Origin of the sequence: Pandoraea capi (genome assembly GCF_902459735.1) — a bacterium.
Taxonomy (GTDB): Bacteria; Pseudomonadota; Gammaproteobacteria; order Burkholderiales; family Burkholderiaceae; genus Pandoraea; species Pandoraea capi.
Map to the genome: position 1 here is coordinate 16,588 of NZ_CABPRV010000019.1, position 11,049 is coordinate 27,636.

At 64.0% G+C, this 11,049-nt stretch carries 9 protein-coding genes and 1 tRNA gene; 4 read left to right on the plus strand and 6 right to left on the minus strand.

All coding sequences use genetic code 11. The features are described from left to right. Positions 1 to 144 precede the first annotated feature (144 nt). From PCA20602_RS25260 to gloB, 6 genes are all read right to left on the minus strand, one after another. Positions 145 to 2,052 (minus strand): ABC transporter ATP-binding protein, encoded by a 1,908-nt coding sequence (locus PCA20602_RS25260; RefSeq protein WP_174981608.1) that lies wholly within the window; start codon positions 2,050 to 2,052, stop codon positions 145 to 147. Next, positions 2,049 to 3,854, minus strand: coding sequence for an asparagine synthase-related protein (locus PCA20602_RS25265; RefSeq protein ID WP_150723535.1), 1,806 nt, complete (start codon positions 3,852 to 3,854; stop codon positions 2,049 to 2,051). Before PCA20602_RS25265 ends, PCA20602_RS25260 begins: the two co-directional genes overlap by 4 nt. A gap of 31 nt (positions 3,855 to 3,885) precedes the next feature. Continuing rightward, positions 3,886 to 4,626, minus strand: a complete 741-nt coding sequence (locus PCA20602_RS25270; protein WP_174981611.1) for a lasso peptide biosynthesis B2 protein — start codon at positions 4,624 to 4,626, stop codon at positions 3,886 to 3,888. Between the two features lie 13 nt (positions 4,627 to 4,639). Further along, positions 4,640 to 4,822, minus strand: a complete 183-nt coding sequence (locus PCA20602_RS25275; protein ID WP_150723537.1) for a hypothetical protein — start codon at positions 4,820 to 4,822, stop codon at positions 4,640 to 4,642. 243 nt (positions 4,823 to 5,065) lie between these two features. Then, positions 5,066 to 6,751 carry a transglycosylase SLT domain-containing protein gene (locus PCA20602_RS25280; protein WP_150723538.1) on the minus strand — a complete coding sequence of 562 codons (1,686 nt, stop codon included), beginning with the start codon at positions 6,749 to 6,751 and terminating at the stop codon, positions 5,066 to 5,068. 360 nt (positions 6,752 to 7,111) lie between these two features. Next, on the minus strand, positions 7,112 to 7,939 hold the full coding sequence (gene gloB, locus PCA20602_RS25285) for a hydroxyacylglutathione hydrolase (RefSeq protein WP_150723539.1): 828 nt from the start codon (positions 7,937 to 7,939) through the stop codon (positions 7,112 to 7,114). A 14-nt stretch (positions 7,940 to 7,953) separates the two neighbouring features. Between gloB and PCA20602_RS25290 the strand changes: the two genes are divergently transcribed. The 4 genes from PCA20602_RS25290 to PCA20602_RS25305 all read left to right on the plus strand — a co-directional run bounded on the left by PCA20602_RS25290 (position 7,954) and on the right by PCA20602_RS25305 (position 10,529). Beyond that, positions 7,954 to 8,814 (plus strand): methyltransferase domain-containing protein, encoded by an 861-nt coding sequence (locus tag PCA20602_RS25290; protein WP_150723540.1) that lies wholly within the window; start codon positions 7,954 to 7,956, stop codon positions 8,812 to 8,814. An 11-nt stretch (positions 8,815 to 8,825) separates the two neighbouring features. After that, entirely contained in the window at positions 8,826 to 9,272 is a 447-nt protein-coding gene (gene rnhA, locus PCA20602_RS25295) for a ribonuclease HI (protein WP_150723541.1), read from the plus strand. Between the two features lie 175 nt (positions 9,273 to 9,447). Further along, complete coding sequence (dnaQ, locus tag PCA20602_RS25300) at positions 9,448 to 10,188, plus strand: DNA polymerase III subunit epsilon (RefSeq protein ID WP_150723542.1); 741 nt, start codon at positions 9,448 to 9,450, stop codon at positions 10,186 to 10,188. A 266-nt stretch (positions 10,189 to 10,454) separates the two neighbouring features. Further along, a tRNA-Val gene (locus tag PCA20602_RS25305) sits at positions 10,455 to 10,529 on the plus strand. Positions 10,530 to 11,049 lie beyond the last annotated feature (520 nt).

The window sequence follows — 11,049 nt, forward strand, 5'->3', positions numbered from 1 at the left end:
TCAGTGTGCGCGTTGACGCTTACGGAAGGCTTACCGGATGTCCCGCGCCATCCCCGAAACGATAGGGGATTACGCGGAGATTACAGGGGAAATTCGCGCAAATTTGGCGATATTTGCGCGAAATCAAAGGAATCACGCAGGGATTCAGACGAGATCGGTAGCAGGCGTTCGGGTGTCCACCGGTGCGTCGATACGCTCGGCCTGCTGTGCGTGCCACATGCGCGCGTAGAGTCCGCCGTGGCGTAGCAGCGTCACGTGGTCCCCGGTCTCGACGATGCGCCCGGCGTCCATCACGACGATACGATCCGCGTGACGGATCGCGGCCAGCCGATGCGCCACCACGAGACATGTCGCGCCCGCCCGCTCGTGCGCGAGCCGCTCGAGAATGCGCGCTTCGGTGAGAGCGTCGAGCGCGGCGGTCGGCTCGTCGAGCAGCAGCAGTGGCGGACGTCCCCAAAGGGCCCGCGCAATGTTCACGCGCTGGCGCTCGCCGCCCGAAAGGCCCGCCACCGACGCCGTGTCAGGTACTTCCGCCAGCGCCGTCACGCGCTGAAATTCCGACTGGACCGGACCATCGTCCGGCGACATTTCGCGGCTCAATCCCGCGCGGTAAGCCACGTTGTCGAATAGCGGCCGGTCGAACAGACGGGAGTCCTGCGTGACGAATCCGGTGACGCGTCGCATCGCGTCGGCATGCTCGCGACACAGTCGAAGCTCGTCGACGTACACGGCACCGCGCGACGGCAAGACCATGCCCGCAACGAGCCGCAACAACGTCGACTTGCCCGCGCCTGAAGGACCGACCAGCGCTACGTACTCGCCCGGGCCGATTCGCAGGCTGACGTCGGATACGATCGCTTGTGCGTCGTGGGCCGTGTCGCTGCCCGGGTCTCTGCCAGTTACGCTCACGCTGTCGAGTTCGATGGCGGGCGCGGCGGAAACGAAAGGCCGTTGCGTGTCGGCAAGTGTCACGGCAGCACTGCGCGCGTCGAACGGCCCGCTGTTGCCGCTGTTGCCGCCGTCCACGCCTCCCCTCTGAGCCAGCGCCGCGACAGCCACCGGACCAGCGGCACCGTCTCGCAGATGCTCGTCGACACTGACCAGCGCTCTCGCGACCTGCGAGACCAGCGCGCCCAGCATCGCCGCCGGCAACGCGAACTGGAGCAGGTAGGCATTGACCTGCACCAGCGTGCCGACCGGCGCGGCACCGCGCACGACGTCGCTCACGGCGAGCAACGTCATCGCCGAGACGCCCGCCGCCATGATCGCCATCTGCAACGCACTCGTCACCTGTGCCGTGGTTGCCGTCGCCAGCGCCGCCACGTAACGCGCGCGGAGTCGCTGTGAGAGACGCCCGACCTCCGCCGGCTCCTGCGCAAACGTCTTCACACACTCCAGTTGGCTCAGGGTGTCGGCAAGCGCCCCGGTCGTGGCGCGCGACACCTCGTTGGCCTGCGACTCGCGACGGGTGACGCGCGCCAGCGAAGGCCGCAGCGTCAGGACGTAAGCGAGCACCGTCCCGCCGAGAATCACGCCGTACAGCACACCGAAGTTGAGCATCAGGATGCCCCCCGTGGCGACCACCTGCACCGCCAGCGGCAGCAGCCCGAACACCAGCCCGGTAACGATCACCGGCAGCGCGACTTCGACACGGAACAGGCAATCGAGCACCTGTCCGGCGTTGACGTCCCGCGCGCGATGGGCAGGCAGCTCGATCAGTCGTGTGAGATAACCAAGCCCGGTGCGACGCCGCAGGTCTTCCATCACGCGCTGAATGAGCAGATCCTTGCCTCGCTCACCGATGGCTGCGCCCGACCACAGCACCACGTAGGCGATCGCGAGCGGCATGGCCAGCGTGCCGGGACGCTCGCCTGCCAGCGCATCCACCGCCAACCCCAGCACCCACGGCGCGACGAGGCGTAGCGCGAGCATGAGGCCCGCAACGCTCGCCGCACCGGCAAGCCACACGCGATGTCGCGACGACGCCGTCTCCCGCGCCCACAGCGTGCGCAGCACGAAACACAGCGCGTTCCAGCCCGCTTGTCGTGTCATGCCGCAGCCCCGCCGCCGGCGCCAGCCCCTTGCCGCCATCCGCGCACGAACATCTCGACGGCATACAAGCGGCGAATCGTCGTCATCGATTCGAGATGATGATGGGCGAGCCGCCCGATGGCTCGACGGCAGGCATCACGATCGATCCATCCCGATGCCGCGCAATACCCCTCCAGGCAGACCTCTTCGACATGCGACAGATTCGCAGCCACGCCTGCCCCCACGATGCCGGTCATCATGCCCTTGTCGCGCCGCCAGAGGTTCGGCAGGCCGCTGGCGAGATACGCCGCACGCCGTAACGGCAAGCGGTTATGCATCGCGCTGAAGAGTCGATACGTGGGCATGGCGAAGCCCGCTTCCACGACAGGCTGCGTGAGGAACGGAAACACGGTGCCCCCGTCGGAAAGGGCCGGATGCACTTCGATGTCGCGCAGATTCCCCAGCGTGCCGAGCACCTGCGCCCGTTTGCCGGGACGCATCCGAAGCGGCCAATGCGCCAGCCACGCCTGCGCAAGCGGTTCCGTGCCGCGCGATGCCTTGCCGTCACCCAGGCTTCCCATGCCGCCGGCAAAGGCAGCCGCCGTGAGCAATCCGTCCTGCGGTGCAGCCAGAGGATTGGCCCGCCGCTGCCGCAACTGAGCGAACGCGCCCTGCGCCACCCACAGCAACGGCAGACGCTGCATCATCGCGAGATCGCGCCACGCGCCGAAGGCTCGCCGCCATTGGCCGTCGGCGAAAGCGTCGAGAAAGGCGCCGTCGGGCGGCGGCGCCAGGAAGATCGCATCGCCGCCGTGGCCGTTGACCACGCGATGATCGCGGTAAGGTGCGAGTCGTTCGCGCACCGCGTCGAGCTGGGCCAGCATGCACAAGTGCATGGCCGGTCTCGCCAGACGGGGGATCACCGACGGCGGCGAGAACGCCGCACATTCGATGTCGAACCGCTCGAATGCCATGTGCACATGTCGCGCAACCTGGCTCGCATGGTGCGATTCGTCGCTCGACGGCGAACCCGGATCGCGATGATTCACCGCGGTGCAATGCCCGGCAACGCCGGATTGCGCAAGCGCCAGTGCCAGTGACGTCGACTCGACCCCGCCCGACAACTCCAGCACGGCACGACGATCCCCAAGACAGCGCTCCGTGGAACGTCGCAGCACGCCAAGCAGGCCCGTGCCGGACGCCATCTCCTGAGCTTCCCGCGCGCCCCCTTCCGGGCGCCATGACGGCCACCAGACGATGCTTGTCCTGGGCGCGCCGCGCTCCGGAATCCACAGCGCATGACCGAGCGGCAGACGCTCCACGTCATACAGTGCGCACTGGACGTTGCCAACGTCGCCATGCACGAGAAAGGCCTTGAGCGCCGCGCTGTCGAAGGTCGGTTCGTCGCCGACGAGCGCCGCCGGGTCAGCCGCCACATGAACGGCACCATCGCGACAGAAGCGGTAGTACGTGGGGCAGTGACCGCACGGATCGCACAGCATGAGCGTAGCGCCGCACCAGCGGTCGTGCACGATGATCCGGTAATGCCCCCAATACCGTTCGACGAAGCGCTCAGGCGATTCCAGCGCGAGACGCGCCAACTCCAGTCCCGGCGACACCTCGCGGCCGTCGTCCTTACGAAACACGCGACCGCTGACGTACCACGCCAGCAATTCGCTCTGGTCGCTGACGTGACACCGCTCACCACTGCCCTCGGGGCGAATTCTGGCGGCAGGCTGGCCGTCCAGCCCGCGCAATACGACAGCGCCAGGCAGCGGCACATGACGCTCGGCCGGTCCTGGTCTCAGGCGGGCAAGTTTCATGACGGGCTCCGTTTTTTTGGGGGGCGTTGGGTCACGCGGGCGTTTCGTAGATGACAGCCAGTTGTTCGCGGCGGCGCGGGTCGTCACCGATCACCCGCCCCTGCGCTTCGGCCCATGCGTGGGCGTAGAACGGCTGGCGCTGCACGCCGACAACCAGTTGCAGACGCAGGCCATCGTGAGCACACCACATCGCCAATGCGGCGTACCAGGGCAGGCACGGCGTGCACTGCGGGTAGCACAACGCGGCACGGTGCATGGCCGCGACATAGGGCGCGTAGTCACCCGGTAGACCGTAATGCGTGGGACGCGCCTGCTGCGCATGACTTACCCGGTCGATCACGCCCGCCATGCGCGCCTTGCGGGTGACGCGCTGCGCCTTCCATAGCCAGTAGCCCGCGCGAATCACGTCGCGCTTGCGTGCAGCACCCGCCAGATCGCCGGGCATGACCAGCCAGGCATCGAAGCCGAGCCGGGGCGACATGTCTCGCGTCGCGTGGTGCGCATCCGGCGTATCGCATGGCTCCGGGGCAAAGAGTCCTTCCGCGTCGAACATGGCCTGCATCGCCGGCAGCGTGCTGGAGACGACCTGCGGGTCATGACGCCATCCGATCAGCCGACGCAGTGCCTGCGAGTGCGCGTAAGACAGATTGAAGTAGCGGTCGTGAGCGAGCTTGAGCACGACCACGTGGTCGTCGATGCCGACGACGTGAACATCGGGCGCCAGATGACGGAAAACCGGCGCGTCCGCACACGCGCCGGTTCCGATTCGCATCGAATCTGCCACCTTATGCATGACCTCCGGTCACCGGCGGCAGCGTCGGGATGCACACCGGGCGGAAGCACAGCGGCAGCACGGTGATGCCTTCGGCATCGTTGCCGATGACACCGCGCGTGGCGTGCGTGGCATCCACCGAGGCGAGTACGTCGAGTTCGGTCACTTCTTTCACGGTTCCCATTTCCTTCTTCATTTAGGACTCCTTCTTGAGTGAATACGAACGAAATCGTCCGCGTCTTCATCATAGGAAATACACGCCGGTGCATTTATGGGAATTTTCCGAAGCAGCACGTGAACCGCGTGCAGGCACTTGTGGGTCGTCCGGGGAACGTCCGAGGGAAATCGCGCCGCCGCATTCCGAAAAGCAAAACGCCCGTGAGGACTGACCTCACGGGCGTTTTGGGGAACTGCGGCGACCGGGCGTCGCGAGAGCGTCTTACCGCTGAGCCGTCTTGGTGACCTTCGTGGACGGCTTCGCAGGCGCCTTGGCCTGAGCCTTGGCCTGAGCCTTGGCGGGTGCCTTTGCGGCGACCTTCGCGGCGGGTGCCGACTTGCTCGCGACCGCCTTGGTCGACTTGGCCGGGCTGGCGGCCGGGCGATGGTCGACCACACGAATCATCTTGCCGTTCTTGCCACGCACCAGACGCGTGCGCGGTGCATTGTCGTCATCCTTCGCCGCCACCGGTTCCGGCGCCGAGGCGGCCAGCACGCGCGACGCGTCCTTGACCGGGACATGCAGCACGAGCAGTTGGCCCGACGTCAGCCTGTCGCGACGCAAACGGTTCCAGCTCTTGATCTGGGCGACGCTCACGCCGCTACGCGATGCCACACCGGCGAGCGTGTCGTGCTTGCGCGCACGCACCATCACCTTGCGGGTATCGGGCAGATCCGGCTCCAGCGCCAGCACCGCGTTCGTCGCGACCGACGCGCTGATGTCCTGATCGATGTCGTCCGAGCGCGGCACGAGCAACGTCGAGCCTGCCTTCAGGCGCATGCGCGGCGCGATGTTGTTGACCGAGCGAATGACGGCAGCATCCACACCGAGCTTGCGCGCCACGTCTTCCGGACGCTCACGCGATACCGACGTGTACGTCGTCCAGCTCGACAGCGGCTTGTCGTAGCTCTTCAGGCGGCGCTGGAACACTTCGGCGCTGTCGAACGGCAGCAGAATCTGCGTTTGCGCAGCGCCCAGAATCACGGGCTTGCGGAACGATGGGTTCAGTGCGCGAAATTCGTCGAGCGGCAGATCCGCCAGCTTGGCGGCGAGCGCCACGTCGATATCGCGCTTCGTGGTCACGCTGACGAAGTACGGGTGGTTCGGAATCTCCGGTAGCTTGACGCTGTAGATGTCCGGATGCGCAATGATGTTCTTGATGGCCTGGAGCTTCGGCACGTAATACCGGGTTTCGGTCGGCATACGCAGGCTCAGGTAATCGGTCGGCAGTCCCTGCGCCTGGTTACGATCGATGGCGCGCTGCACGTTGCCTTCGCCCCAGTTATAGGCGGCCAGCGCGAGATGCCAGTCGCCGAACATCGCATACAGCTTCGAGAGGTAATCGAGGGCGGCGGTCGTCGAGGCGAGCACGTCGCGGCGCTCGTCCTGGAACATGTTCTGCTTGAGGTTGTACGTCTTGCCCGTACTCGGGATGAACTGCCACATGCCGGCCGCCTTGGCCGTGGAGAGCGCTTGCGGGTTGTACGCGCTTTCCACGAACGGCAGCAGTGCGAGTTCCGTCGGCATATGACGGCGCTCAAGCTCTTCGACGATATGGAACAGATACTTCTCGGAACGCTGGATCATGCGCTCGACATACTCGGGACGCTGCGCGTACCACTGCGTGCGATCCTGTGCGAGGTCGGTGTCGAGGTCAGGGATGGAGAAACCGTGGCGGATGCGCGACCAGAGATCGGCGTCGTCGCTGCCGTAAGCCAGATCGTTGATCGAGTCGTTGTCGAGGTCGATGGGCTGGTCGCTGGAGACGCGCTGCTTGCCTTTTGCGGTCGAAGCGACAGGCGACTTGCTCTGCGCATCGGGAGAAGCATTCGATGCACCTGTGGTCGGCGCTGTGCTGGCACACGCTGCCAATAGCAGCGTCAGGAGCAAGCTAACGATAAGTCGCATTGATCGGGCTCGATTTGGGTTACATCTTCATGAAATTGGCAAGGATGGTAAGGAAACCCTTCAGATGCGTCAACCATTCTGCCTAATTTTTTTGCAAAATTTACGCCAAAACGCCCTAAAAATAGGGGTTATCCCCGAGGGAGAATTCACAAAATGTGGTGGGAGCGACACACGTTTTTGACGCACTTTACGCCACGCACTCCGTATACGATGCCATCGATATGACACCGAAACTTCACATCGGAGGCGAGGCGTCAGGGCGGAGCAGGTGGCGATAAAACTGTCAACGTCCGCCGGGCGACAAGGTCCATCGCACGCCACGCTGTTGACAGCGTGACGTGCTCACGGCTAGCGCCGAATTTATCGGAAGGTATCTTTCCAGCCGCGCACGGCGGCGAAAACGCCCTCGCGCGAAAGCGACGTCTTTCCGGCATGCGCCTCGGCGGCGGCAATCACGGCCGGTGCGTCGCTGCGCAGGAAGGGGTTCGTCACGCGCTCCTGCGCGAGCGTGGTGGGCAACGTGGGGCGTCCGGCAGCGCGCAACGTGCTCGCCTCTTGATGCCAGGCATTGAGCGCCGGGTTATCCGGATCGACGGCGAGCGCGAAGCGGATGTTCGACAGCGTGTATTCGTGAGCGCAATGCACCAGCGTGGCCGGCGGCAGCGCAGCGAGGGCATCGAGCGAGGCGAGCATCTGCGCAGGGGTGCCTTCGAACAGACGGCCGCATCCGCACGAGAACAGGGTGTCGCCGCAGAACAGGCGTGGCGCACCCGCTGCGCCCGCGCCGAGGAAGTAAGCGATGTGACCAGCCGTATGACCGGGAACGTCGATCACCTGAAGCGCCATGGCCGGCGCGTCGATGTGTACCGTCTCGCCGCCATTGTGCGGATGGTCGACGCAAGCGATGGCTTCGTGCGCAGGACCGTGGACCGGCACGTCGAAGCGTTCGAGCAACGTGTCGACGCCGCCGATGTGATCGGGATGCTTGTGCGTGACGAGGATGGCGCGCAGCGTGAGGCCGCGCGACTCGAGATAGGCGAGCACCGGTGCCGCGTCGCCCGGGTCGACCACGACGGCATCTTTGCCGTTATCGATCACCCAGAGATAATTGTCCTGGAACGCGGGGACGGGAAAGACGGTCAGTGTTTCGGCCGACTGCTTACTCACCGCATCTGCGTGCGCATCCATATATACTCGCCACCATGTCAGAACGTCCGATTATAGACTGGCCCGTCTGGCTCGTCTCACCGCCAGGCCGCTACGCGCTCGCATGGGAACAGGCCCTCTTCGACCAATGGGTCGGGGATCTGTTCGGCTATCACGCGTTGCAGTTGGGCCGTCCCGAGCTAGATACGCTGCGCGAAAACCGCATGCCTTACCGGGGCCTCATCCTTCCCGCCGCGCGTGGGCCGGAAGCCCCTGTGCTCATGACCAAAGCGGCCAGCGATACGACCAGCGGCGTGCCGTCGGCCGACGCAGGCGCCGTCGACATGGTGGCGCGCGACATCCTCGTGAGCCGTTTCGACGAACTGCCGATCGCCACGGCCAGCACCGATCTGGTGGTGCTGCCGCACGTGCTCGAATTTGCCGAGAACCCGCACGACATCCTGCGTGAGGTCGAACGCATTCTCGTGCCGGAAGGGCAAGTCATCATCACCGGATTCAACAATCTGAGTCTGTGGGGTGCGCGCGAGGAACTGGGCCGCCTCGCGGGGGCGCCGTTCCTGCCGCCGGGTGCCGACCTGATCGCTTTCACGCGTCTGAAAGACTGGCTCAAGCTGCTGTCGTTTGACATCGATCGCGGCCGCTTCGGCTGCTATCGCCCACCGTTGCGCGGCGAGCACTGGCTGCAACGCTTCGAGTTCATGGAGCCGGCGGGCGATCGCTGGTGGCCGATCTTCGGTGCGCTTTACGCGGTGCGCGCGGTCAAGCGCGTCAAGGGCACGCGCTTGGTCGGCAAAGTCCGCAAGCGTATACTCGGCCTCCAGCCGGCACCGGCACCGGTGGCCACACCGAATACTACGCACCGCCAGATGGCGGAAGCAACCGACGCGTCCGATTGATTGTTTGAGAGATGACCTTGCCGCAAGTTGAGATTTATACCGACGGAGCCTGTAAAGGCAATCCCGGCCCCGGCGGCTGGGGCGCCCTGCTCGTCGCGGGCAAACACCGCAAGGAAATGTTCGGGGGCGAGCCCAACACCACGAACAACCGCATGGAGCTGCTGGCCGTCATTCGCGCGCTCGAAGCCCTGAACAAGCCCTGTCATGTCGTACTGCACACCGACTCGCAGTATGTGCAGAAGGGCATCAGCGAGTGGATCCATGGCTGGAAAGCGCGCAGCTGGAAGACGGCCGCCAAGGAACCGGTGAAGAATGCCGACCTCTGGCAGACGCTGGACATCGTCTCGCAAAAGCACGACATCGACTGGCGCTGGGTGAAAGGCCACGCAGGGCACGAAGGCAACGAAGCCGCCGACCAGTTGGCCAATCGCGGCGTAGAGAGCCTGCGCCGTGGCTAACCGAGCGAGGCATCAAGGGTAGCCAGCGCCTGACGACGCAATATCAATAGCGACGGTTGGCGCGCCCTCGCCCGCCCTATGCGCTTGCATCAACATCAGCACGATCCGCGCACTGCGTGAGGCACATAGCCCGCAGCGCGCAAATTACGAAAGCTTCAACCTCTGACCGAACATCATGCGACAACTGATCCTCGATACCGAAACCACCGGCCTGAATGCGAAGACGGGCGACCGTCTGCTGGAAATCGGTTGCGTCGAACTGGTCAATCGCCGCCTGACCGGCAACAACCTGCACTTCTACATCAACCCCGAGCGCGACAGCGATCCGGGCGCACTGGCGGTGCACGGCCTGACGACCGAGTTCCTTTCCGACAAACCCAAGTTCGCCGAGATTGCCGAACAGTTGCGCGAGTACTGCCGCGACGCGGAAATCATCATCCACAACGCGGCGTTCGACCTGGGCTTTCTCGACATGGAGTTCGGCCGCCTCGGCTGGCCGCCGTTCATGCAGCACTGCTCCGGCCTGATCGATACGCTGATGCGTGCGCGCGAAATGTTCCCGGGGCGACGCAACTCGCTCGACGCGTTGTGTGAGCGCCTTGGCGTGAACAATGCCCACCGGACGTTGCACGGCGCTTTGCTCGACGCGGAACTGCTCGCAGACGTCTATCTTGCGATGACGCGCGGTCAGGAAAGCCTCGTCATCGATGAAGGCGAAAGCGATGAGGGCAACGACGGCATGCCGCGCGAGAAGATTTCGCTGCGCCAGTTCGATCTGCCGGTGATCCTCGCCGCGACGGAAGAAATCGAGCAGCACGACGGCGTACTCAACGGCATCGACAAAGGCATGAAGGGGACGTGCGTGTGGCGCAAGGAACCTACGCCGCCGGAAGGAGAGGCAGCACCCGCTGCGTGATTCTCGGAAGGATACGAACGACGTTGCGAAAAAATCGCACGAAGCGCTTCCCAAACGAAGAAAACGCCCCTATAATCGCTGTCTTTGCTGCTTGCGAGACATCGCAAGAAACGGCGTGAAGTGATCGAGAGATATCGTCACGGCGGCAGCAAAATAGAACAAAAGAAAAGTTGCAGACTTCTACGAAAACAGTTAAAGTTCTGCTCCTGATTGCGAAAGAAGAACTTCAGCAATCAACACTAAATCATTGATTTAGTTAATGATTTGGGTGGTTAGCTCAGCGGTAGAGCACTGCCTTCACACGGCAGGGGTCACAGGTTCAATCCCTGTACCACCCACCAGATTCCCTGGTGAGTTTTCCCAGAAGAAACAACGGCTTAGGTTTAACTACCTAGGCCGTTTTTCTTTTCTGCGAGCCACTTCCAAATTGCGCCATGGGACAGCACGAGTCCTATGCGCGTCCTACGGGTCCGGCGAATTCTGCTCGGTTTCCGCCCAAGCCGGATTGCTTGGACGCCACTATTCTACCCTGCCGGGCTCGATAGGCAGGGGTTTGGGGGCAGCGGTGGGACTTGAACCCACGCCCTCCCGGCCCACACCAAGGAATGCACACTCCTAGGCATGTCGACAGCCAGGCGCTCTATCCACTGAGCTACGCTGCGCATTCCTTACTCAGCCTCTTCGTCCTCAAGATCAGTCGCGCCGATCTCTATAGCACGCTGGAACAGTGCGTCATAGGTCACTTTCTGAATCCAGCCCTTCGCGTGCAACTTCTTTGATACGTTGACCTGCCCCCTTCAATCGGGCCAATGGGCTTCTAGCAAAGTCCCGTTAAACCAACTCCTGGAAAGCGGCAGGAGC

Bases quoted from the DNA above. Each gene is read 5' to 3' on its own strand.
- dnaQ (WP_150723542.1), top strand. From the start codon at position 9,448: ATGCGACAACTGATCCTCGATACCGAAACCACCGGCCTGAATGCGAAG.
- PCA20602_RS25280 (WP_150723538.1), bottom strand. From the start codon at position 6,751: ATGCGACTTATCGTTAGCTTGCTCCTGACGCTGCTATTGGCAGCGTGT.
- PCA20602_RS25270 (WP_174981611.1), bottom strand. From the start codon at position 4,626: ATGCGAATCGGAACCGGCGCGTGTGCGGACGCGCCGGTTTTCCGTCAT.
- rnhA (WP_150723541.1), top strand. From the start codon at position 8,826: ATGACCTTGCCGCAAGTTGAGATTTATACCGACGGAGCCTGTAAAGGC.
- PCA20602_RS25260 (WP_174981608.1), bottom strand. From the start codon at position 2,052: ATGACACGACAAGCGGGCTGGAACGCGCTGTGTTTCGTGCTGCGCACG.
- PCA20602_RS25265 (WP_150723535.1), bottom strand. From the start codon at position 3,854: ATGAAACTTGCCCGCCTGAGACCAGGACCGGCCGAGCGTCATGTGCCG.
- PCA20602_RS25275 (WP_150723537.1), bottom strand. From the start codon at position 4,822: ATGAAGAAGGAAATGGGAACCGTGAAAGAAGTGACCGAACTCGACGTA.
- PCA20602_RS25290 (WP_150723540.1), top strand. From the start codon at position 7,954: ATGTCAGAACGTCCGATTATAGACTGGCCCGTCTGGCTCGTCTCACCG.
- gloB (WP_150723539.1), bottom strand. From the start codon at position 7,939: ATGGATGCGCACGCAGATGCGGTGAGTAAGCAGTCGGCCGAAACACTG.